Raw genomic sequence first — 24,805 nt, forward strand, 5'->3', positions numbered from 1 at the left:
AAGCTCCTTCCCTAATGTAATAAATAGTTTAACACTGTCTAGCATTCAATGTCACTATACAGGAGTTTTATTTTGTTAAGAGCATCTGCTACAGCTGCTGCATAGGGTTCGCAAATTCGCTTGGAAATCACGGGGTTAACATCACTTCTAATTTTAGTATCCAACTGGCTTAATATATTTTCAGAAGCTGCAACGTCCCCAAAATTAATAATTGATAGCTTTTTGCGCCCATTATATAACTTGTTTTTCCGAATTGATAACTTAGAGCCTTTTAGCTTGCTCAATGAATCATAAATATAAGCTCCATTAACTGACCTTATTTCATATAAGCGTTTATCATACCAATTAAATTTAATCTTTTTATCTGGTTGCTTACTTTCATTAAGTGAGTACAAAAGCCATTTAAAAGTTTTTTCTGTTCTTCTGAAAAACATCAGTTTTGAGTTGTACCAGCTGTGAATATTTAAATTCTTTTCATTATTAGCTTCTTCAAATATTGTTATAGAGTTCTTATATTTTTGGAATACATTCTCAGGGCTTGAATAGAAGAAAAAGTCAGCTTCAGCATATAGCAAGCATTCTATGTTGTAGTTATTCTTCAAAATGTAATAAACGAGCATAGGCTTTAGTTGGGTAAAGCTATTTACATAGGGATGGTTTTCCGATTCTATGTCTGTCTTGCCATTTGAATACCCAAAATTTTTGATATCTATAATAACAGCACTATCAAGGTTCATTAAGGTAAGAATCTCATTAGATCTGTCATCGGTACAGCATATCCAAAGGCGAAAACCCTTGCAGCAGCATGACAGAGAAGAATACAATGCTATGGATTTTGCAAGACTTTCTTCATTGGCAACGGTGCATATATTGAAGGTCGGCTCATTTATATTGGCTGCAATATTGAAATAATTCCTTATAAACCTGCCCGTTGTTCTGCCAGGTTGAATAAAACTATTGTCGATAGTACTAATCTGTTTTATGTCCTCGTTGCATTCCATCAAATACTGCATATAAACATGCTTTATAGTCTCATCGTTAAAATCCATGACGTAGTTGCATAAGTCATATTCACCGCTGTTAATATATTTTAGAGCCATGAAGTGATATAATACAATTTTATTATCGTGAAGGAAAAACTCATCGCCCTTTCTACTTATAAGCCAACCCTTTTCAATGTTGTTACGGTAGTAAGTTATGAAAGGCGTCAGATTAACACCTATATTACTTACCACACCTACATTATTAAACCTTTGGGGCCAGTCTGTAACATAAAGCTGGTCATTCCAGCTTCCCTTGTAGTCGTCAAAATTACAAACGAGAAGTTTTTCTCTGTAATATCTGAGACATTCTATCGCATTGGCGTCTTTTTTAAACCCCAGTAGACCAGTGTTATAATAACCATATAATTCACTGTAAATAAAATAATCGTCAGTGAATTTTTCTTCTGAAAGAAGGATTGAATAGTTGCCCCAATCGTCATATATTGCTTGAGGGTCAGTTAGAAACTGTGTGTCTCCATCTAACCACAAAAGGTGATCCAAATCATTATATGAATCAAAAATATACATGGCACCAATGGCTTTGACAAGCCATGTATATGACTTATCCTGATGCCAGCTTTTTACCTTTATAATTTCACAATCATAGGCTTCTATATCCTTTACACTTATCAAAATCATTTTGTCCAGTTGCATTCTTTCGAGCAATAGCTTTGTTTCCTCGTCTAAACATATAAGAAAGAATGTAAAATCCTTGTCATGTCTTTTCATAGAATTATAAAGCACCAAGCCTTTGTGTATGTACTCCTTGCTGTAAACAGAGTAATAATAATGCATCATTATTCAATGCCCCCCATAAGGTTATTCGGACCGTCTACTTCATATTATGTTTGGAGACCTAATGAAGTCACTGGAACATGAATTACTTAATGCTTTGTTGTATTAAATTTTGTAAAGTGAATAATATTGGCTGATTTAGCTAAAATAATGACAGAACAAAAGCTACGGAGGTGTTAGAATGGATAGAGAAAGCTTGGACAGCAACAATATGATGAATACCAGGGATTGTCTCCAAAGAGCCTGGAACAATACCATGGAGCTGGTCAGGGACTTTGAAATGTATTCAAAGAATATAGATGACGGGAAAGTGTCGGGAACCTTCAAGAAGATGGCTGAAGAGCAAGGTATGATGGCACATAATTTAAGAGAGCTTTTTAATCAGTATGACAACCAGAAAAAGTGAAAAAGACCGAATTACGGTCTTTTTCTTTATAGCGGATAAAAAAGTATAAATTCCCTCAGTTGTTAAATTAGTCAATAGAAGTCTTTCATAGAATGTGAGGTGATTAATATTTTTAGGGTTAATGACATAGTTGATTTGCCAGTGATTGAAAGCATGTCAGCACAAAGACTATATACAATTAGAGATGTGATTATTGATATGAGAGAGAGCCGGGTATATGCTCTTGTATGCAAGGAAAGAGTTTTTAGAAGGTCTTTGGAAGCGATACCCTACAGGAATATATCGGCAATAACGCAGAATAGTGTGGCAGTGACTGGCAGAACCGATCAGATAAGTCTAAGAGTTTTAAGTATGAAATACAGACGTTTTCAGAGCTATAAAAACATATTGGGAAAGCTGGTACTTAACTCAAGAGGTGAAACTCTGGGAATAATAAGAGATCTGATTATTGATACAAGCAGCGGAATCATAAAAGCATATGAGCTTTCAGAAGGGTACATAGATGATATTCTAAGAGGCAGGCACATTATAGAACTGGAATGCGGGCACACACTCTCAGACAAAAATGTTGTGCTCAAAGATTGAAATGTACTTCCTTGATGTTGTGCCCTGCTGCTGATAACGAATTCTATCACAGGGCATATGCTTAACGAGAAATTTTAGGAATTTTAAAGCCATATGTATCATAATTAATAAAATAGTAATCAAAATTTGTATGGGATGAGCTATATGAACAATATTTGGGGTTCAAAGAAGGTCAATATAAAATTTATAAATATCATTATTCTGGCGGTGATGCTTTTTATAGTGCTGAAATATGGAATTACTATCAGCACCATATTAAAGCCCTTCATTATTGCGGCTGCCATTTCCTATCTGCTAAATCCTATAGTGAAAATCTTTGAGAAGAAAGGTATAGGAAGAATATTCGGTGTGCTTATTGTCTACTTGATTTTTATAGCAATAATCCTGTTGCTGTCTTTTGTATTAGTGCCAAAGCTCATAAAGGAAATCAGCATACTCGCTTTGAACATACCGCAATATTCAAGTCAGATGCAGCAGCTTTTAAAAAGGTTCCAGGATGGGTACATGAACAGCGGACTTCCTGAAAGCTTTAAGGAAGTGCTGGATGAAAACATTTTCATGCTTCAGAGCATGATTCTCACATTACTTCAGAATATTGCCAACGGCATTATTGAGATTTTTTCACAGCTTTTCAATATAGTAATAATACCTGTAATTGCCTTCTACATGTTGAAAGACAGCGAATACTTCAAGAGTCAGTTTATCCTTCTGCTGCCAAAGGCAAAACGCATGAAATTTATTGTACTGCTAAGGGATATTGATAATGTTTTTGGTAAATATATAAGAGGACAAATAATTGTTGGCAGCTTTGTAGGTGTATGCACTACAATAGCACTCATTTTAATAAAGGTTAAATATGCCTTTATATTGGGAATATTCGCAGGAATATCAAATGTAATACCATACTTTGGGCCTTTTATAGGAATAGTGCCGACAATACTTTTTGCGCTGCTGGATTCGACAGGTAAGGCATTATATGCAGCCGCGGCATTTATTTTCATACAGCAGATAGAGAGTGGATTTCTGACACCAAGAATAATAGGAAAAAGTGTGGGAATACATCCGGTTTACGTAATTATGTCCCTTGTAGTAGGGGGAAAGCTTTTTGGCATAATAGGACTTATTTTAGCTGTCCCTGTTGTGGCAGCTATTAAGCTTACTTTAAGGCACGTGCTGAGAGACAGACAAGCAATGTGAATTATTGACAAAGCTGCGAAGCTAATATATAATTTTATATAAATTCATAATGCGTAGATGCAGAGGAGTAAACAGACGGATTTCCAATATGCTGTGCTAAATTGCAGCATTTGCAGAGAAGGGATGGGTGGTGAGAATCCCCGGGATAGGCTGTTGAAGCTGCTGCTGAGCTTCTATAAGACGCTGCAGGCGTTATACTGCATGGCAATAGCCAATAAAGTGGCCTTTTTAGGCAACTAGGGTGGTACCGCGAAGATCTCTTCGTCCCTAACCGGGATGGGGAGTTTATTTTTTTATCAAAAATTACAATATTGAACGCATAGGAGGATTATTATGGAAAAACTTGGATTAAATGAAGTCAGAGAAAGATTCCTTAGCTTTTTTGAGAGCAAAGGACACTTGAGGATGAAAAGCGCATCTCTTGTCCCACAAAGTGATAAGAGTTTACTTATCATAAACTCAGGAATGGCGCCGTTGAAGCCGTTTTTTACAGGGCAGGCAGTTCCGCCAAGCTTAAGGGTTACAACCTGTCAGAAGTGCATTAGAACCCCAGATATTGAGAGAGTAGGAAAGACCGCAAGACACGGAACTTTTTTTGAAATGCTGGGTAACTTCTCCTTTGGAGAATATTTCAAGGAAGAGGCCATAGCCTGGGGCTGGGAGTTATGCACCGAGGTATTCAAGCTTCCGGTAGATAAACTTTGGGTGACTGTATATCTGGATGATGATGAAGCCTTTGACATATGGCATAAAAAGATAGGATTACCAAAGGATAGGATTGTGAGAATGGGCAAGGAAGATAACTTCTGGGAAATAGGCCTTGGTCCCTGTGGACCTTGTTCTGAGATATATTTTGATAGAGGACCAGGTAAAGGCTGCGGTAAGGATGACTGCAAGCTGGGTTGTGACTGTGATAGATATATAGAATTCTGGAATCTTGTATTCACACAGTTTGACAGAGATGAAGAAGGCAACTACAATAAGCTGGCAAAGCCCAATATAGATACAGGCATGGGGCTGGAGCGAATGGCTACAGTATTGCAGGAGGTTGACAATATATTCGAGGTTGATACTATAAAATATATATTGGACAGTATCTGCAGTCTCACCGGTGTAGAATATGGAAAGGATTCCAAGCGGGATGTATCTATAAGAGTAATCACAGATCATATCAGAGGGGTGACCTTCATGATATCCGACGGAATACTTCCAAGCAATGAAGGAAGAGGATATGTGCTTCGCAGACTGCTTAGAAGAGCTGCAAGACATGGAAGACTCCTTGGACTCACCGATCCATTCCTGAGCAACCTGGCTTTGAAGGTCATAGAAGTTAGCGGAGATGCTTATACAGAGCTAAGAGAAAAGAAGGATTATATACTGAACATAATAAGTGTAGAAGAAGACAGGTTTTATGAGACATTAGATCAGGGACTTCTCATTCTGCAGGGCTATATCGACGAATTGAAGCTGACTAATAACAATACATTGTCCGGGGAGAATGCCTTCAGACTCTATGACACATATGGTTTCCCCTTCGATTTGACCAGAGATGTACTGGAGGAACAAGGTTTAACGGTTGATGAAGAGACCTTCCAGAAGGAAATGAAAAGCCAGAGAGAAAGAGCAAGAGCTGCAAGAGCGGACAGCAGTGCAGAAAGCTGGAAGGAAGACATATATGCAAAAATCGACTGGAGCATAAAAACCAAATTTGTAGGCTATGAAAATAATACTGCAAAAGCTGCAGTCAAAGCCATAGTAAGGGGTAATGAGCTTACTGACTTGGCAAAGGAAGGGGATGAAATCAGTTTAATACTTGATATTACTCCTTTTTATGCAGAAAGCGGCGGTCAGTCTGCTGATACTGGCAGAATTATTGGTGAAGGCTTTGAGTTGGAAGTAAAGGACTGCAAGAAGGTTACAGGAGAAAGGTTTGCTCATATTTGCAGGGTGGTTAGCGGACAGGTTAAAGTAGGTGACTCTTGCATTGCAGAAATTAATGTCAAGAGAAGAATGGCAATAGCAAGAAACCACTCAACAACACATTTACTGCAAAAAGCATTGAGAAAATACCTTGGGACACATGTAGAGCAGGCAGGCTCCCTTGTTACTCCTGAGCGTTTAAGGTTCGATTTCTCACATTACAAGGGTATGACCAAGGAAGAACTGGATTTAGTTGAAAAGGAAGTAAATGGAGCTATTCTCGACAGCTTGAGCATCAATATAAGGGAAAGCTCAATAGATGAAGCAAGAAAGCTAGGAGCTATGGCATTGTTCGGTGAGAAATATGGTGATGTGGTAAGGGTAGTAACTATGGGAGACTACAGTGTTGAGCTTTGCGGAGGCACTCACCTCAAGACTACCAGCCAGGCAGGCTTCTTTAAAATCATAAGTGAGGGCGGCATAGCTGCAGGAGTAAGAAGAATAGAGGCAGTTACCGGAGAAAAAGCTTATGAATATGTAAAAGAAGAAGAAAGGCTGATGAATGAATTATGTGACAGACTAAAGGCTCATCCTAGCGAGAGCTTGAAGAAAGTCGATACAGTACTGAAGCAGCTTAAAGAAGCTGAAAAGGAGATATCCACTCTCAAGTCTGAAATGGCAGTAGGAATGTTGGATGAACTTGCTGCTTCTGCAGTTTTGGAGAAGGGCGTAAGATATCTTGTAACAAAGGTTGATAATATGAATGTTGACAGCCTGAGAGAAATGGGAGATAAGCTAAGAGATAAGCTCGGAACCTCCTTTGTGCTGCTGTCCTCTTTTGACGGAGAAAAGACTGTACTGCTGGCAATGGCTTCAAAGGATGCGATTGCAAAGGGAGTTCATTCCGGAAATGTCATTAAGGAAGTTGCAAAGCTGGCTGGAGGAAGCGGCGGCGGAAGACCTGATATGGCTCAGGGCGGGATAAAGGATGCGGACAAAGTAAAAACTGCAATGGATGCAGTGCCTGAGATATTGAAAAGCATGATAAAATAGCAGACCCCAAAAGCCGGAAGCAATGGCTTCCCGCTTTTTTAATTGGGTTTTATAGCTAATCCAAAATAAGAACAACCATATCATAGCCACATATGAGTATACAGAAATTGATGGCACTAATCCGCTACACCTAAGAAAAATCTAACGCCTCCCAAAGGCCGTCCTTGGCCCTGGAAGGCTTACTCGGCGTCCTGCCTCGTATACGATTTTTCTAAGGCTCCGCTCCTAAGTGCCATTGACAATTTCTGTATAAGCATACTTAGGCTATTGATATGGCTGTTCTGGCAAGTAGCTACTTAGGGGTGTATTCTATGTAACGATTTAGTAATCATTGGCTTTGTATATCAGCGAACACTTATAAGTCTTTGGGTAACAGAATAGAGCTTGATACGTAGGAAAATCCGTAAGGTTTACGTGATGTAAACCTAGCACATACCGGTAGGACGCCGGGTTTATGTGCGTTAGGATTTTACAAGTATCAAGCTCTAATTCTGTCCAAAGCTTATATTGTGTGAGTCGATATACAAAGCTAATGCGGTAACTTTCGATACATTACTGATTATCCAATTCAAGGTGGAAAGCGAAAGCTTCTCACCTTTTTTGTCTATATTCATAATAAAATCCAGCTATTTGGGAAAAATATCGCATAGTGCAGTTTACAATGGATGGAAAATAAGACAGATAAGCAAAAATATGCTGTGAGGTGACGGAATGAAAGCTGTAATAATGGCTGGTGGGGAAGGAACAAGACTGAGACCCGTTACATGCGGAATACCAAAACCAATGGTACCTGTGCTGAATAAGCCTGTAATGGAATACACATTAGAACTTTTGAAAAAACATAGCATTACGGATGTTGCAGCTACGCTGGCATACTTTCCTGCTGTAATCACCGATTATTTCGGAAATGGCGGAGATTTTGGCATGAAGCTTAAATATTATATTGAGCATACCCCATTGGGAACGGGGGGAAGTGTGAAGAATGCAGAGGATTTTCTGGATGATACTTTTATTATTATTAGTGGTGATGCTCTTACAGACATAGATCTGGATAAAGCAGTGAAATTTCATAGAGAAAAGGGTTCTAAAGCTACATTAGTGCTTAAGAGGGTATCCATACCACTGGAATATGGAGTCGTAATCACCGATGAAAATGGCCGAATTACAAGCTTCATGGAGAAGCCAAGCTGGGGAGAAGTGTTCAGCGATACCATAAACACTGGTATATATATCCTTGAACCAGAAGTCCTTGATTATTATAAAAAAGGCGATAACTTCGACTTCAGCAAGGATTTATTCCCAAAGCTCTTAATGGACAATATCCCTATGTATGGGTATGTTTCAAAGGACTACTGGAATGATATCGGTGACCTGAAGGTTTATAAAGAAGTCAACTTTGATATATTGACGGGAAAAGTCAGGGCAGATATAAAATGCAATAAGGTAAGCGAAGGGGTTTGGATAGGAAAAGATACTATTATTCCAGATGACTGCACATTGAAAGCCCCTGTATTTATAGGAAACAACTGTACGATTAAAAGCAGGGCAGTAATAGAAGCTGCGATAATAGGTGATAATACTGAAATCGGAGAAGCAACCTCAATAAAGAAAAGTATAATTTGGAAGAACTCAATGTTTGGGCGGAACGTTCAGTGCAGGGGCGCTGTTATCTGTACTGGAGCAAGAATAAAAAGCGGAGTGCATCTTTTTGAAAACACTGTAATCGGAAGTAATACCATTCTGGAGACTGGAGCAATAATAAAACCTGACATAAAAATATGGCCGGAAAAGGTAGTAGAGGCAGATGCAGTGGTAACTCAGAATCTTGTATGGGGGACAAAAGCATCAAAAACCTTATTCGGTTACAGGGATATAAACGGCGATATAAATATAAGTCTGACTCCGGAATTTGCATCACGCTTGGGCTCAGCCTTCGGCTCTTTGATGAAGGAGAACTCCAGAATTATTGTAAGCAGTGATGGAACCAACGCAGCTGAAATCGTAAGGGAATCGCTTATATCAGGGGTGTTGTCTACAGGTATCGGGGTCATAAGCATTGAAGACGCAGTAATGCCAATAATGAGATTTGCTGTGAGATTCTATAAGGCAGAGGGCGGAGTGCACATCTGGATGGATAATAGTTCAGAGAACAAAGTGCACATAGAATTCTCAAACGAGGAAGGTATAAGCATAGATAGGGCTTCCGAGAGAAAAATTGAGAACAGCTTTATAAGAGAAGATTTCAAAAGGTGCAATGCAGATAGAATCAAGGACATTGTAAGAGTGAGCAACTTTGATGATTATTATATACAAAACGGGGCCAATATGCTTAAGTACTACGCCAGAATAAAGAACTCAAATATGAAGCTGGTGGTAGGTTCCATATCAGAGCAGGTAGCAGGTCTGGCCGCTTCGTACCTCAGGAATCTGGGATGTTCTGTGGAGGTAGATGTAATTGATAATAACCGCAAGCCTTCAGTATACAGCAGCCACATAGCAGAGCTTACTGTAAAGTATGGAGCATGTATGGGAGTAATACTGAGCGAAGACGGTGAAAGTGCAGTACTTATAGATCACAAGGGGAGAATATTAGACAAGGATAAGCAGATGGCTTTGACTTCACTTATTATACTAAAAACAGGAATGGACAAAAGACTCGTAGTCCCTCATACAGCTTCAAGAGTCATAGAGAAAATGGCAGAATGCTATAGTATAGAGGTTGTAAGAACAAAGAACACCCCTGCTGATATTATGAAAGCGATGTTTGAGCACAAAGTAGGAATGGAGGAGTCCTTGTTCCAATATATACTCAACTTCGATGGAATATGGGGAATCGGCAGCCTTCTTGATTTTATGGCAGCTAATTCTGTGATACTATATGACCTTGTAAATGAGCTTCCCCATTTCCATATGGAGAAAAATGAGGTAAAGTGCGACTGGCAGCATAAAGGAAGAGTAATCAGGGAAATCATAGAGCAAAACAAAAATAGAGAGATTGAACTTTTTGAGGGGGTACGGATAAACAGCGAAGACGGCTGGGTTCTCATACTTCCCGACAGTGAGAGACCCGTATGCAATATTTATGCAGAGGGAGTGTCTGAGGAATATGCGAAAGAGCTTGCTGCTGAATTCACAGACAGAATAAAAAGTATTATTTCTGTGTCGGAAAACTGAGGAATACGCAATCTAAGGAATGGTGAGGATTATATTGGGTGTTGAAGTTTATTACATATATATAGCAGCATTTGTTCTTGCTGCTGCTTTAGTATATCTGCTCAGCAAGATCTTATATATTATAGACAGGGATGAGCCGGAAGTATATGATGCTATTCTGAATGCTGAAGAATTGGAAAGTCACGCTCTGGAAATAGCACGGAAGCATGTTGTCGGGAAAAACTCCAAGATGTATTACAGTCTGGAAGCAAGAATGAATAAGAATTTCAAGCTGATAACTTCTGTATACAAGGATTTGAATGAATATTCCAATGTCAGGAGCAGTGTTACTCCTGCTGCTGAATGGCTGCTGGACAATTTTTATATTGTTGAAGAGCAGGTAAAGGAAATAAGACAAAACCTTTCAAGGAAATATTATTATCAGCTGCCAAGGCTGAAGTCAGGAACCTTGAAAGGTTACCCCAGGGTTTATGCAATTGCTTTGGAACTGGTTTCACATACAGATGGAAGATTTGATGATAAGCAGCTGCTGGGTTTTGTAAAAGCTTATCAAACCCAATCACTTCTTTCCAGTGGTGAGCTGTGGGCTATACCAATGATGGTAAGAATGGCGCTGATCGAGCACGTAAGGCATGTATGTGAAAGTATTGAGGCATCACAGCAGCACTGGCATAAGGCGGAGAAGCTTGCAGAGCAGCTCCTCGCATACAAGGATAGGAAACCGGAAGAACTTCTTGGTGTTGCGAAGGAAAGTATGAAGCATCTTGAGGCCATTAACCCTTCCTTTGGAGAACATTTGCTAAACAGGCTCAAGAAGCAAGGCTTAGAAATTGCTCCTATAATACAGTACATAGATGAACGGCTATGTGAACAGCATACCACCTCAGAAAGCATTACTCATCTGGAGCACAGGGAACAAGCATCAAGACAGGTTTCAATGGGGAATTCCATTACCAGCCTGAGATTTATTTCTACCTTGGATTGGAAAGTTATTTTTGAGGAGTTGAGCCAGGTTGAGCAAATTATGCGGCAGGATCCTGTCAGCATTTACTCGAAAATGGACTTTCCTTCCAGGGACAGCTACCGCCATGAGGTGGAAAAGCTTTCTAAAAAGCTGAAGGTATCAGAGATACAGGTAGCAAAGAAATTGATAGAATGCGCTGTCGAGGGTGAGAAGCATATTGGCTATTACCTTTTTAGGAGCGAGAAAGAGCAGCTGCTATCGAAAATCGGGCATGGAGGAAGGTCTGATTTATCTCCTGCTGCCCTATACTTTTTTTCTATACTCGTAACTACAGTTTTGACAGTGCTTTCTTTCCTCCATTATGCATATACAGCAGGGGCAGTGGGATATGGAATATTGGTTTTAATAGCCTTGGCAATACTCATTCCAGCAAGTGACATTGCGGTTTCTACTGTTAATTGGGTACTGGTTCATATCAAGCCTCCGACATTCTTACCAAAGCTGGAGCTGCAGGAGGGTATTCCAGTAGAGGCGGCAGCGGTTGTTATAGTTCCAACCCTTATAACTAAGGAAAGCACTGCGGTGAAACTACTTCTTAACCTTGAGGAATATTATCTTGCCAACAGAGAGGAGAATCTGTATTTTGCCTTATTAGGTGATTATAAGGACCATTCAGAGGAGAGAGCTCCCGGAGATGAAAAAATAATAACTGCTGCTAGTGAAAAAGTAAAGGAATTGAATAAAAAATACGGAAACGGGAAGGATAAATTCTTCTTTTTTCATAGAAAAAGGGTGTTAAGCAAAGCCCAGAACAGATGGATGGGTTGGGAACGCAAGAGGGGTGCACTCTATGAATTTAACGAATTACTATTAGGAAATAAGTCTCTATCCTTTGAACATATTGAGGGAGATATCAACGCACTAAAAGATGTAAAGTATGTAATTACAATTGATGCTGATACAAAGTTAAGTATTGAGACAGCAAAAAAACTCTTAGGCACAATTACACACCCTCTTAACAGAGCTGTAGTGGATGAAAGCAGAGGAGTAGTTACTGAAGGCTATGGGTTGCTGCAGCCTCGTATCAGTGTTGACGTAGTAAGTGCCAATGCTTCCAGGTTCGCAAGTATATTTGCAGGGCAGGGTGGTATAGACATTTATACCAATGCTGTGTCTGATGTATATCAGGATTACTTCAGTGAGGGCATTTATACAGGCAAAGGTATATATGATCTTGCAGTATTTCAAGGAATTCTAAGAAATGCTATTCCGGAAAATGCAGTGCTTAGCCATGACCTTATAGAAGGTGCCCATGTAAGAACAGGTCTCGTAACGGATATTGAGCTAATAGACGGATATCCTTCCAGGTACAATGCTCACTCCATGCGTCATCACAGGTGGGTCAGGGGAGACTGGCAGCTCCTTCAATGGCTCTTTGGCAAAGTTAGTAATGCTAGAGGAGAGATAGTAAAAAACCCTCTATCAGCAATAAATAGATGGAAGATACTGGACAACATGAGGAGGAGCCTTGTTGCGCCCAGCGAGATGCTGCTTTTCCTGCTCTCCTTAAGTGTGATGCCTGGAAATGCACTAATATGGTTCTTTTTTACTTTAATAGCTGCGATATTCCCCATATTCGTGAACTTTGCAGAAGTTGTGCTCATAAAGTACAATCGGAAGATTAGCGATAAGGCTGGCTATGGAGCTATTGACAGATTGCGGACGCCATTTATGCAGTCCATGCTAATATTGATATTTCTTCCTCATCAAGCCCAGCTAATGCTGGATGCTATAGTAAAGACACTGGTGAGAGTGCTTATAACAAAGAAAAAAATGCTCGAATGGGTTACAGCTGCTGATATGGAGCTTGCACTTAAGAATGATGTGATAAGCTATTGGCGGCGTATGTGGATTTGTCCCGCTGCAGCTGCTGCATCGGTTATATTATGTGTATTTAAGGCTCCAGAGGCTTTTATTTTAGTATTTGTCATAGCACCTTTATGGGCTGCAGCTCCCTCAATAGCATATTGGGTGAGCAAATCAAGCGATATAGAAAAGACTGGCATAAGCAAAAAGGATGTATTGGAACTAAGAATTCTTGCCCGCCAGACCTGGAGCTTTTTCGAGGATTTTGTAAGTGCAATGGATAACTATCTTCCCCCAGACAACTATCAAGAGAATCCTCCGAATGGTATAGCCCATAGAACATCACCTACCAACATAGGGCTTCTATTGGTTTCGATTATGGCTGCAAGGGATTTGGGCTATATAAGTACAACAGAAATGTTTGAAAGGTTAAATAATACAATTACTACAATAGAAAAGCTTAAAAAATGGAGAGGGCACCTGTATAACTGGTATGACACCATTACATTGGAGGTATTAAGACCCAGCTATATCTCTACAGTAGACAGCGGTAATTTTATAGCCTACCTGATGACCTTGAGGCAAGGACTGCTTGAGTACAAGAATAGACCCTCAGTTGATAGAAGCATGGTATTTGGGCTGCAGGATACATCTCTGCTGGTCAGGTATGAGGATGAACAGCTGAATCTGGCCCCTGAGCTTTTTAGTGCAGCTTTAAAGGATAATGAGCTGGAGCAGGCCGGTTTTCGAGAGTTGCTTGCAGAAATAATTAAGAAAAACGATTTAAAAAGGCTTAAGTGGGGAATTAAGCTTCATAAGTGTGCAAGCAGTTTTCTTAATGAATTAAACAAGGAAAATAGATTTGAGAGTACAGAAGAAATAAGCGGTCAGCTGGATAGCTTAATTGCAAGAGTTGACGTGCTGATTGAAGATATATCCTTTGTTCCGTTATATGACAGTAAGCGGAAGCTTTTTTCAATTGGCTACAATGAGGAGGAGGAACAGCTTACCAAATCATATTATGATTTGCTGGCGTCAGAGGCAAGGCAGGCAAGCCTTATCGCAATCGCAAGAGGCGAAGTCAAGAAAGAGCATTGGTTTATGCTAAATAGGACACTTACTGCAGTCAACGGCTACAAGGGGCTGATTTCCTGGACGGGTACCATGTTCGAATATCTCATGCCGCTATTAATAATGAAGAATTACCCCAATACACTGCTGCACGAGACCTACGACTTTGTTGTGAGATGCCAGAGAGATTATGGACGCAAGAGGAAAGTACCCTGGGGTGTATCAGAGTCAGGATATAATGCTTTTGACTTACGGCTGAACTATCAGTATAAGGCCTTCGGCATACCGAGTCTAGGGCTAAAGAGGGGACTGATAAATGATACTGTTATAGCACCCTATGCTACAGTTTTAGCATTGTTGGTAAATCCGGAAGAAGCGGTTAAAAATATATTGCAGCTCAAAGAGGAAGGTTTGGATAGTCCTTATGGGTTCTATGAGGCTATAGATTATACTCCTGAAAGATTGGGTAAGGGTAAGAAAAGCAGCATTGTGAGAAGCTTTATGGCTCATCATCAGGGTATGAGTTTTTTGGCGCTGAACAACATAATCAACAACTATGTAATGCAGGATAGGTTCCACGGAGTGCCTGTGATAAAAGCGGTAGATATACTTATGCAGGAAAAGATACCTTCAAAGGTGATATTCGCAAAGGATTACAAGGAGAAAATAGAACCTTTCGATGAAGCCATAAAGGATGATATTGAGTATACAAAGGTACTGGGCTTAAACAATAATATACTGCCGGAAGTGCACATGCTCTCTAATGGCGATTATTCTGTAATGGTAACGGACAGTGGTTCAGGCTTCAGTAAATACAAGGATATGGCAGTTACGAGGTGGAGAGAAGACAGCATACTGAATAATTCAGGAATGTTCTTCTATATACAGGATATTGATAATAATTCAGTATGGTCTAGCTCATTGAATCCCTGCAATACACTTCCAAATAGGTATAAGGTGGTGTTTTCCCAGGATAAGATATCATTCGCCAGAACTGATGGAGATATTGATACAAACACTGAGATAATTGTTTCAACTGAGGATAATATAGAAGTCAGGAGGTTGACGCTTACCAACCACAGCCAGCAGGCCAAAATATTGGAGATAACAAGCTATCTTGAAACTGTGATTACACCACAGGCTGCTGATGAAGCTCATCCGGCATTTAGCAACCTTTTTATCAGGACTGAGTATATGCACAGATACAATACACTGCTGGCAGTAAGAAGGCCAAGGGAGAAGGAAAAGGCTTCCATATGGGCATTCCATGAGCTTACAGTGAATGAGGAAGCGTTGGGAGGAATACAATATGAGACTGACAGAGCCAGGTTCATCGGCAGGGGAAATAGCTTGGAAAAGCCTGCAGCCGTTGAAGGGAATCATCCCCTTTCCAATACTGTAGGGCCAGTTCTGGATCCAATAATGAGCCTGAGATGCAGAGTAAGGCTTCAGCCGGGGCAGACAGTGAAGCTTAATTATATTACCGGTGTCTCTGACAGTAAGGACAGGATTACTCTGTTAGCTGAAAAATACCATGACTGGTCTTCCATAGATAGAGCCTTCGAGCTTGCATGGACCAGGAGCCAGGTTGAAATGAGATACTTGAATCTCAAGAAAGAAGAAATTGAGCTATATAGGCAGATGATGTCACAGATACTTTACCTGAGTCCACATAGAAGAAGACTTGAAAATGCAATAAAAGAGAACAGGAAGGGTCAGCCAGGGCTTTGGGCCTATGGTATTTCAGGAGATTTTCCTATAGTGCTGATATCTATAGGCAAGGTAGAGGAAATTGATATTGTAAAAGAACTGATAAAGGCACACGAGTATTGGAGGCTGAAAGGGCTGCTTGTAGATATTGTCGTTATCAATGAGGAAGAAAGCAGCTATTCGCGACCTCTCTATAATCTCCTGCAGGATATATTATCCGTCAGCCATGCCAGAGATATAAGGGAAAGGCCTGGAGGAATATTCATAAAGCAGGGAGGTTCAATACCTGAAGAGGATAAGCAGCTTCTTGCTGCAAGTGCAAGGATAGTTCTAAAGGGAAGGAATGGAGCACTTTCAGTACAGACAAGGGTTAGAAACGGCAAGAACGCTTTTGAATACAAGCTTTGGAAGGGAAAGGTTAAGAAATATAACAAGCAGGATACAAGACAATTTGAGCTGCAATCTTTTAACGGTTACGGAGGTTTTGACAAAGAGGGCAAGGAATATGTAATTAGACTTGCTGAAGGAATGAATACACCAGTGCCATGGAGTAATGTAATAGCTAATAAGAGATTCGGTTTCTTAATAACAGAATCAGGTTCTTCCACTACTTGGGCTGAGAACAGCAGAGAGAACAGGCTGAGTACTTGGTCAAATGATCCGGTAACCGACCCATCCGGAGAGATGATTTATATGAGGGATGAGAATACCGGTGAGATTTGGTCAGTTACCCCTCGACCTATAAGAACTGAAAGTCCATATATAATCAGACATGGCTTTGGTTATTCAGTGTTCGAACACAACTGGAACGGTATAGAACATGAGCTTGTTGAGTTTATTCCGGTAAATGAAAGTGTAAAGCTGTGTATACTCAAACTTAAGAATACTTCAGGCTCAAAGAGGAAGCTTTCTGCAACCTATTATGCCAGAACTGTCTTGGGGGTTAATGAGCAAAGTACTGCGCGGCATATATATACAGAATTACACAGTAATGGTGCAATTCTGATAAGAAATAATTACAATACTGACTTCCCAGGCAGAATAGCATTCCTTGATGCCAATTCGGAAGAAAAATACTATACCGGAGACCGCAGGGAGTTTCTGGGAAATATGGGCAGCTTGAGGCATCCTGAAGCCCTGAGGCAAGAAAGACTTTCCAATACAGTGGGTGCTGGTTTTGATCCTTGTGCTTGCTTACAGGCTGTAATTGAGCTTAAGCCCAAGGAGCAGAAGGAATTGGTATTCATGTTCGGACAGAATGAAAGTATCGATGCTGTAAACACCTGTACTGAAAAATATAGAAATGTAAAAGAAGCACATAAGGCACTTGCCGAAGTAAAAGCTTACTGGGACGCCATTTTAAGGAAGGTAGAGGTTTCTACCCCTGATCGGAATATGAATATGATTTTGAACGGCTGGCTGCTTTATCAGACACTGAACTGCAGAATGTGGGCAAGAACTGCATTCTATCAGTCCGGGGGTGCTTATGGCTTCAGAGATCAGCTTCAAGATTCGATGGCTGTGATAAATACGCTTCCAGAGCTTACGAGAAACCAGATTCTGTTCCATGCTTCACACCAGTTTTTAGAGGGAGATGTGCAGCATTGGTGGCATCCAGGCTCAAATAAAGGTATAAGGACAAGATTCTCAGATGACCTGTTATGGCTGCCATATGTGACGATAGAATACATTAAAAGGACAGGCGACTTCAATATACTGGATGAAATGGCAGAGTTTATCGAGGATGAACTATTGCAGGAGGGAGAGGATGAAAGATACAATATTCCTTATGTATCGGATATCAGCACTTCTATATATGACCACTGCATAAGGGCTATTGAGAAGGCTTTGAAGTTCGGACATCATGGTATACCGCTAATGGGTTCCGGAGACTGGAATGACGGCATGAGCACAGTGGGCAACAAGGGCAAGGGAGAAAGTGTCTGGATGGGATGGTTCCTATATGATATACTCATGAACTTTTCAGAGCTTTGCAGAACAAAAAAGGATGGAAACAAAGCAGACAGATATAAAAACATAGCAAAAGAAATAGCAAAAGCACAGGAAGAAAATGCCTGGGATGGAAATTGGTATCGAAGGGCATACTTTGATAATGGTTTACCCCTGGGCTCGGCAGAGAACACGGAATGCAAGATAGATTCCATTGCACAGTCTTGGGCAGTAATTTCAGGTGCGGCAAATCCTGAAAGAACAAAGGAAGCTATGGGGGCAGTGGAACAGTACCTTATCCGGAAGGATGACGGCTTGATTATGCTGCTTACGCCACCCTTTGATGAAGGTGATCTGCATCCGGGATATATAAAGGGTTATTTGCCAGGGGTGCGAGAAAATGGAGGACAATATACTCATGCAGCAGTATGGGTGATTATGGCCTATGCAATTATGGGCAATGGTGACAAGGCTTGGGAGCTGTTTAATATGCTGAACCCGATAAACCATGCAAATACAATGCTGGAAGCCTCAAGGTACAAGGTAGAGCCTTATGTAATGGCAGCAGATGTTTACGCAGTACCCCCTCACACAGGACGTGGAGGATGGACCTGGTATACAGGTGCATCTGGCTGGATGTACAACGTAGGCGTGCAGCAAATATTGGGATTTAAGAAAAAAGGAGACAAAATTGCGTTTGAGCCTTGCATACCAAGAGATTGGTATGAGTACAATATTAAATATAAGCATAGCAAAGACACAGTATACCAAATCACTGTAAAGAATCCTAACAGGGTAAGTAAGGGAGATGTCTTAATTGTTCTGGACGGAAGAAAGCTGGAAGGAAATGAAATTCTCCTGACTGAGGATGGGGTAGAGCATACTGTGGAAGTAAGCTTGAAATAAAATACGGAGGGTGTAATGCATACACCCTCCATATGACATTATCATTACACATGCAAACATTTCCTTGAAATGAAGCATCAACTATATTATATTATTATATATATACAAAATACGAAATTATATTTCGCACTTTTGTCTCCTTAGTGTACTTCGCGGAAACTTGAATAAGTCCTTGTAAAGTTTTTTCCGCGATTAATATATACATGAAGCTGGGGGTGTAAGAATGAGTGTAAAATTTGAAGACACTATGAAATTCCAAGTTGATATGGATAAGAAGTATGAAGCATCAGAGATACTTTTATCAGTATACAGCGCATTAAAGGAAAAGGGCTACAACCCTATAAACCAGATAGTGGGATACATACTTTCCGGTGACCCGACATACATAACAAGCCATAACAATGCAAGAAGCCTTATTAAAAAGCTTGAAAGAGATGAGCTGCTGGAGGAACTTGTAAGAGCATATGTTGATGGGAAATAGCCTAATACTCTTCAGGAGAGATTAAATTGAGCAAAGGAATATTTGCTTTTTTTTCTACAGTTGCATTTGCAGCAGCTATAATTTACACATCTTTTCTTGGCGTAGATGCTGACGGAGCAAGAACAACAGGATATACGGCTGACCGAAAAGTAGTAGTAGTTGTTGCGGATTACCTGGATATTCAGGATATCGGCAGTATGGATTTTCTGAGCAAAAAGGCTTCTGAAAGCTACATCGCTCTAATGAACAACAGACAACCGGGAAGAGCAGGTGCAAGCAAATCAAAGCTTATCATTGGTTCCGGCAAAAGGTTGGAACTTAACGCCAACATGATAATTGGAGGCAGTGAGGAAAACCTCAGGAAGCTTTACGGCATAGAAAGTAGAAGAACACCAGAGCCAGAAAGCCTTGTTTATACTGATATATATAAGCTTAGAAACAGGAACGATAAAAGTGAATATCAAAATTATATCGGCTATTTAGGTGATGCAGTAAATAAGAATAATGGAAGCACCTGCTTTCTTGGAAATGCCGATGCAGCTGAGCAGAACAGGAGTTCCATGCTCATTGCAATGGATAATAACGGAGAAATCGATATAGGTGGAACTGAAGGAATTTTAATAGAAGATGAATTGTTTCCACAGGGTAAGAGAACTGATTATAATAAGCTGGCAGATTTGTACAAGCAATATCTGGCAGCTTCTTCATTTGTGGTGATAGAAACAGGAGACATGGAGAGGCTGGAGACAGAGAGAGACTCTTTGGCTGTCGAATCGTACGAGGCTTACAAGAGTGAAGTATTAAAGAGTATAGACATTTTTATGGAGAATGTTTTTAATTACGGAGGTTTCAATACTCTTGTATTTATGTCAACTTATCCTTCGAAATCTGATATAGAAGCGGGAAATCGCCTCACACCGGTATTAGTTTATGATGCATCTGGAGGAGGCTTATTGTATTCCAGCAGCACAAGGAGAGAAGGAATTGTTCTTAATACAGATCTGGCAGATTATATGCTCTGCAAGCTAGGATATTCAAATTCAAGTGCTGTTATAGAATCGGGAAGTGAAAGAACCGAAGCTTTTCTCGAAGATATGAACAGAAACATTGTAAAAACCTCAGTATTAAGGGCTCCTGTCCTTACTTCTTATGCTGTGATGGTAATAGCAGCTATTGTAATACTATTTGTTACTGCAGTCTTTTTTAGAAAGAAATATAAACCTGCTTTTTCTTGGTTAATCGGTCTGTTAGCCTATACAATGCTTACATTCCCATTGGCACTTCTATATTTACCCACAGCTTTGCTGGGAGGAAGTCCTGCAGGATATATAGCTTTTGCAGCTGCGGCTTCTTTATTTTTATCATTAATTCTACATACTGCAATTAAGGATAAATTGAAAGTAATATTTTTTATATGCATACTGCTGTTTATAGGTTTATCCGTTGACATACTTACGGATAGCCAATTTATAAAACAGTCGGTGCTTGGCTATGATCCTATCATAGGAGCGAGATTCTACGGAATAGGAAATGAATATGCGGGTATATTTATTGGCTGCTCATTAATGGCTTTTGGCTGCCTTCGAGAAATATGGGTTGATAAGCTAAATTCTGGAATTGCAATACTTGTATTTACAGGCTGCACATTACTTTTGGGTTTGACCTCACTCGGAGCAAACTTTGGGGGGGCTATAGCAGGGGCTTTCGGTTATTTGCTTGCCTATTTCCTGGGTTATGGTATAAAATTTAATAAAAGGAATACTTCAATAGGTATTCTTGTTTTAGGATCAGCTGCTGCATTATTGGTAGCCGTAGATTCATTGGGCATAAGCAGTCAATCACATATTGGAGGTCTTGTAAAAGAAACAGAAGCTAACGGTCTTGTGATTATAACTTCTACGATACAAAGAAAAGTATCCATGAATCTCAGGCTTATAAGATATACAATATGGACAAAAGTGTTGCTTTGCATAATATCAGCAATTTCCATTATGTTATTCAGGCCTGTTAAGCTGCTTGGAAGCGTGTTCAACCGGTACAGGTATCTGAAGTATTCATGGATAAGCATTGCTGGTTCTGCGCTAGTGGGATTTGCTGTAAATGATTCTGGAATTGTACTAGCTGCAACAGCAATGATATATGCAGCATTCACTATGCTGATTTTGTGCATAGGCGAAAGGAATGAAAACTGAAGATGGATTATAGGATTTTGGGGAATTCAAAACTAAAGGTTTCGAGACTCTGCTTCGGCAGTCTGACAATAGGGCCTCTTCAGGCCAACTTGGGACTTCAGGAGGGGACTGCTGTCATAAAGACTGCCTTTGATATGGGAGTAAACTTTATAGACACAGCCGAGCTGTATGGAACATATGATTATATAAGAAAAGCGGTAAAGGGTAGAAGAGGGGATATAATAATATCAACCAAGTGTTATGCATATACTCGGGAAGGCGCTGAGAAAAGCCTTAAGAAAGCACTGGAGGAGCTGGATACTGATTACATTGATATATTTTCACTCCACGAGCAGGAAAGTGAGCTTACTCTGAAAGGACATCAGGAAGCAATTGAGTACTTTGTTAAAGCAAAGGAAAAGGGCTATATAAGAAGCTTCGGAATCTCTACCCATGCCATTGCAGCTGTAAAAGCTTCACTAAAATACAAAGAGATTGAAGTACTGCATCCCATAGTGAACAAGCGGGGTTTAGGAATAATAGACGGTAATATAAACGGAATGCTGGATGCCGTCGCTGAGGCTTGCAAGGCAGGGAAAGGCATTTTTTCCATGAAGCCGCTGGGTGGAGGAAATATGATAAAAGAAAGCGGTGAGTGCTTTGACTTTGTGCTTTCCAATGATAATTTGCACTCAATAGCAGTGGGAATGCAGAGTGATGAGGAAGTAATGAACAATGTGATGGTTTTTGAGGGAAAAAGAGTACCGGAGGACATAAGAGCAAAGCTAATTGAGAAAAAAAGAAAGCTTTTGATTGATTCTTGGTGCCGTGGCTGCGGAAGCTGCAGCAAAAAGTGCGCACAGAAGGCTCTGACAATTGAAAAGGGCAAAGCAGTCGTGGACCCTTCCAAATGTGTACTTTGCGGTTACTGCAGTGCTTATTGTCCTGATTTTTGCATAAAAATAATATAAAGCTGGTTCGAGGTACGAGATACGAGGTGCGGGGTTCATGTCATCCTGAACAAAGTGAAGAATCTAGACCCTTAAGGAATACTAAGGCCTTGCACGAGGCACGAGAACGAGGCAAAAAATATATACAAAGGAGCAAAAACATGAGAATAATGGGCTTGGATCTGGGAGATGCCACAATCGGGGTAGCTGCGAGCGACGAATTGGGTATGATGGCACATGGAATTACTACAATAAGAAGAAAGAGCATTAATTATGATATTGATAGTTTAAAAAACATTATTTGTGAGAAAAATATAAAAAGAATCGTAATCGGATTACCCAAGAATATGAATAACACCATTGGACCAAGAGGCGAGAAGACAATAGAATTTGTGCAGATTTTGAAAGAGAATTTTCCCGGGATGGAAATTGATATGTGGGACGAAAGGCTTACAACCTGCGCTGCTGAAAGGACACTTATTGAGGCTGACGTGAGGAGGAAGGACAGAAAGAAAGTAATTGACAAACTGGCTGCGGTGTTGATATTGCAGGGGTATCTGGATAATATGAAAAATTAAGTGCCCTGTATAGGATTCATTTATGGCAGCAGGGCACAACATTAAGGAAGTGCGTTATTAACATTTTTATTGAATTTAGTCTGTGATGTTAATAAGCACTAGTAGAGTCGGAGAATAAAAAGTATATGGCTTCTATCTTATTGACACTATATTGTCAGTAGGATAAAATAGCCTTAACTAGAAAGATTTGAGGTGATTTTAAATGAGTGATGAAATGGACATAATCCTGCTTTATGATGAAGACGGCAATGAAACAGAGTTTGAGGTTGTCGCTACTCTGGAAGTGGATGAGAATGAATATGCAATACTGCTGCCGAGAGATGACACAAGGGATCCGGAAGCTGAAGAAGTGGATGAGGCATATGTCTTAAGGATTGAACAGGATGAAAACGGAGAAGACATACTAATTGGCATAGATGAAGAAGAAGAGCTCAACATGGTAATTGAAGCTTATGAAGAATTAGTAAAAGAAGAATCAAATTAGAATTATTAAAAGAAGCCGGTATAACCGGCTTCTTTCATTTTATAGTCCTTTTACAGTTCTATATTTCTTAATTCCCTCTGCTAGCAGATACATTGCTTTTGTCAGATCTTTTTCATTAAGGACATAAGCAATTCTTATCTCATTCTTGCCTAAGCCTGGTGTAGCATAGAAGCCTGCTCCAGGAGCAACCATTGTAGTTTCTTTGTTCAAGCTGAAGTCTGTGAGCATCCACTTGGCGAATTCATCAGCATCATCTACAGGGAGCTTAGCCATAACATAAAACGCACCTGTAGGCTTTTCGCACACGACACCAGGGATTTCCCTTAATGCCTTATAAACGATATCTCTTCTCTTCTGATACTCTTGATTCACCTCATCGAAATATTCTTTGGGTGTGTTAGCAAGATGTACTGCACCGACCATTTCTAGAGTAGGAACACAGAGTCTCGCTTGAGCAAACTTCATGATAGCTTTCATAAGTTCCTTGTTTTTTGAACATAAGCAGCCGATTCTTGCTCCACATGCGCTGTATCTCTTGGATATACTATCGATAACTATTACTCTGTCCTCAATGCCCTTTATATGCATGAGACTTGTATATTTCAATCCATCATATACAAACTCTCTATAAACTTCATCTCCGATAAGGAAAAGGTCATGCTTTTTTGCAAGATCTCCGAGCATTTCAAGTTCTTCTCTAGTATAAATTGCTCCAGTAGGGTTTCCTGGGTTGGAAATAGCAATAGCCTTGGTTTTTGATGTGATAAGCTTCTCAATTACTTCTTTGCTTGGAAGATGGAAGCCTTCTTCTGCTTTGGTAGTAATAGGCTTTACATGCATTCCTGCTTGGACGGCAAAGCCATTATAATTAGCATAGAATGGTTCTGGAACGAGCACCTCATCATCATAGTCGCCGATAGCAGAGTAAGCAAGTATCAACGCTTCGCTTCCGCCATTCGTAATTATCACTTCGTCCTCTTCAAAGTCGATATCCCACTTCTTGTAGTAATCCCTGAAGGAATTTATAAGTTCAATATTACCCTGGGACAACGCATACTCCAATACAGGAGCACTGAAGTTTCTGATAGCATCAAAAAATAAATCAGGAGTCTTGATATCCGGCTGTCCTATGTTTAGGTGATAAACCTTGGTTCCGTTTTTCTTTGCAGTTTGTGCAAATGGAACCAGTTTTCTTATGGGTGACGCAGGCATTTGCTCTGCTCTTTTAGATAAACGAATCAACTGAAATACCTCCCCAAAATTAATATGTATACAAGTACATAATAGCACATTGGAAAAATAAATGACACTTTTTTATCAATTTTTCAAACTTTTACCTAATTGTGATATACAATTAGGCGTCATTATATACATAGTATAAGATTTCTCAAAATAATTATTTTATCCATACTAAATGGTATTGACAATCATTCTCAACTATATTATTATTAATTTGAGCAATAAATATGACACGGCCTCTAATTGGCACAGCCAGAAAAGA

At 40.0% G+C, this 24,805-nt stretch carries 15 protein-coding genes; 12 read left to right on the plus strand and 3 right to left on the minus strand.

Annotated features, from left to right (window positions below):
* Positions 1 to 38: 38 nt before the first annotated feature.
* Positions 39 to 1,841, minus strand: coding sequence for a hypothetical protein (locus VEB00_07135; protein HYF82785.1), 1,803 nt, complete (start codon positions 1,839 to 1,841; stop codon positions 39 to 41).
* 178 nt (positions 1,842 to 2,019) lie between these two features.
* Here VEB00_07135 and VEB00_07140 point away from each other — a divergent pair, with 178 nt between their 5' ends.
* The 5 genes from VEB00_07140 (at position 2,020) to alaS (ending at position 6,999) form a co-directional block, all read left to right on the plus strand.
* Positions 2,020 to 2,244, plus strand: coding sequence for a rubrerythrin (locus VEB00_07140; protein ID HYF82786.1), 225 nt, complete (start codon positions 2,020 to 2,022; stop codon positions 2,242 to 2,244).
* Between the two features lie 99 nt (positions 2,245 to 2,343).
* Complete coding sequence (locus VEB00_07145; GenBank protein HYF82787.1) at positions 2,344 to 2,829, plus strand: PRC-barrel domain-containing protein; 486 nt, start codon at positions 2,344 to 2,346, stop codon at positions 2,827 to 2,829.
* A gap of 144 nt (positions 2,830 to 2,973) precedes the next feature.
* Positions 2,974 to 4,026: an AI-2E family transporter gene (locus VEB00_07150; protein ID HYF82788.1), complete on the plus strand. Its 1,053-nt coding sequence runs from the start codon at positions 2,974 to 2,976 to the stop codon at positions 4,024 to 4,026.
* 93 nt (positions 4,027 to 4,119) lie between these two features.
* Positions 4,120 to 4,266, plus strand: a complete 147-nt coding sequence (locus VEB00_07155; GenBank protein HYF82789.1) for a hypothetical protein — start codon at positions 4,120 to 4,122, stop codon at positions 4,264 to 4,266.
* A gap of 93 nt (positions 4,267 to 4,359) precedes the next feature.
* Positions 4,360 to 6,999 carry an alanine--tRNA ligase gene (gene alaS, locus VEB00_07160; GenBank protein HYF82790.1) on the plus strand — a complete coding sequence of 880 codons (2,640 nt, stop codon included), beginning with the start codon at positions 4,360 to 4,362 and terminating at the stop codon, positions 6,997 to 6,999.
* 485 nt (positions 7,000 to 7,484) lie between these two features.
* Here the strand turns inward: alaS and VEB00_07165 are convergent, their stop codons facing one another.
* Complete coding sequence (locus VEB00_07165) at positions 7,485 to 7,613, minus strand: hypothetical protein (GenBank protein HYF82791.1); 129 nt, start codon at positions 7,611 to 7,613, stop codon at positions 7,485 to 7,487.
* Positions 7,614 to 7,710: 97 nt separating this feature from the next.
* Between VEB00_07165 and VEB00_07170 the strand changes: the two genes are divergently transcribed.
* From VEB00_07170 to VEB00_07200, 7 genes are all read left to right on the plus strand, one after another.
* Positions 7,711 to 10,173, plus strand: a complete 2,463-nt coding sequence (locus VEB00_07170; protein ID HYF82792.1) for a sugar phosphate nucleotidyltransferase — start codon at positions 7,711 to 7,713, stop codon at positions 10,171 to 10,173.
* A 34-nt stretch (positions 10,174 to 10,207) separates the two neighbouring features.
* Positions 10,208 to 18,640: a glucoamylase family protein gene (locus VEB00_07175; GenBank protein ID HYF82793.1), complete on the plus strand. Its 8,433-nt coding sequence runs from the start codon at positions 10,208 to 10,210 to the stop codon at positions 18,638 to 18,640.
* A 223-nt stretch (positions 18,641 to 18,863) separates the two neighbouring features.
* Entirely contained in the window at positions 18,864 to 19,121 is a 258-nt protein-coding gene (locus VEB00_07180; GenBank protein HYF82794.1) for an IreB family regulatory phosphoprotein, read from the plus strand.
* Positions 19,122 to 19,147: 26 nt separating this feature from the next.
* On the plus strand, positions 19,148 to 21,313 hold the full coding sequence (locus VEB00_07185; protein HYF82795.1) for a hypothetical protein: 2,166 nt from the start codon (positions 19,148 to 19,150) through the stop codon (positions 21,311 to 21,313).
* Between the two features lie 2 nt (positions 21,314 to 21,315).
* A complete protein-coding gene (locus tag VEB00_07190; GenBank protein ID HYF82796.1) occupies positions 21,316 to 22,263 on the plus strand; it encodes an aldo/keto reductase in 948 nt (315 codons plus the stop codon).
* 140 nt (positions 22,264 to 22,403) lie between these two features.
* Complete coding sequence (gene ruvX / locus VEB00_07195) at positions 22,404 to 22,820, plus strand: Holliday junction resolvase RuvX (GenBank protein ID HYF82797.1); 417 nt, start codon at positions 22,404 to 22,406, stop codon at positions 22,818 to 22,820.
* 202 nt (positions 22,821 to 23,022) lie between these two features.
* Positions 23,023 to 23,304 carry a DUF1292 domain-containing protein gene (locus VEB00_07200; protein ID HYF82798.1) on the plus strand — a complete coding sequence of 94 codons (282 nt, stop codon included), beginning with the start codon at positions 23,023 to 23,025 and terminating at the stop codon, positions 23,302 to 23,304.
* Positions 23,305 to 23,343: 39 nt separating this feature from the next.
* Here the strand turns inward: VEB00_07200 and VEB00_07205 are convergent, their stop codons facing one another.
* On the minus strand, positions 23,344 to 24,543 hold the full coding sequence (locus VEB00_07205) for a pyridoxal phosphate-dependent aminotransferase (protein ID HYF82799.1): 1,200 nt from the start codon (positions 24,541 to 24,543) through the stop codon (positions 23,344 to 23,346).
* Between the last annotated feature and the right edge of the window lie 262 nt (positions 24,544 to 24,805).

The organism is Clostridia bacterium (assembly GCA_035628995.1).
In the GTDB taxonomy this organism is placed as follows: domain Bacteria; phylum Bacillota; class Clostridia; order Lutisporales; family Lutisporaceae; genus BRH-c25.

What these genes read in the sequence shown, in the direction of transcription:
- VEB00_07135 (HYF82785.1), bottom strand. Translation starts at nt 1,841, where the DNA reads ATGATGCATTATTATTACTCTGTTTACAGCAAGGAGTACATACACAAA.
- VEB00_07140 (HYF82786.1), top strand. Translation starts at nt 2,020, where the DNA reads ATGGATAGAGAAAGCTTGGACAGCAACAATATGATGAATACCAGGGAT.
- VEB00_07150 (HYF82788.1), top strand. Translation starts at nt 2,974, where the DNA reads ATGAACAATATTTGGGGTTCAAAGAAGGTCAATATAAAATTTATAAAT.
- alaS (HYF82790.1), top strand. Translation starts at nt 4,360, where the DNA reads ATGGAAAAACTTGGATTAAATGAAGTCAGAGAAAGATTCCTTAGCTTT.
- VEB00_07165 (HYF82791.1), bottom strand. Translation starts at nt 7,613, where the DNA reads ATGAATATAGACAAAAAAGGTGAGAAGCTTTCGCTTTCCACCTTGAAT.
- VEB00_07170 (HYF82792.1), top strand. Translation starts at nt 7,711, where the DNA reads ATGAAAGCTGTAATAATGGCTGGTGGGGAAGGAACAAGACTGAGACCC.
- VEB00_07180 (HYF82794.1), top strand. Translation starts at nt 18,864, where the DNA reads ATGAGTGTAAAATTTGAAGACACTATGAAATTCCAAGTTGATATGGAT.
- VEB00_07190 (HYF82796.1), top strand. Translation starts at nt 21,316, where the DNA reads ATGGATTATAGGATTTTGGGGAATTCAAAACTAAAGGTTTCGAGACTC.
- ruvX (HYF82797.1), top strand. Translation starts at nt 22,404, where the DNA reads ATGAGAATAATGGGCTTGGATCTGGGAGATGCCACAATCGGGGTAGCT.
- VEB00_07200 (HYF82798.1), top strand. Translation starts at nt 23,023, where the DNA reads ATGAGTGATGAAATGGACATAATCCTGCTTTATGATGAAGACGGCAAT.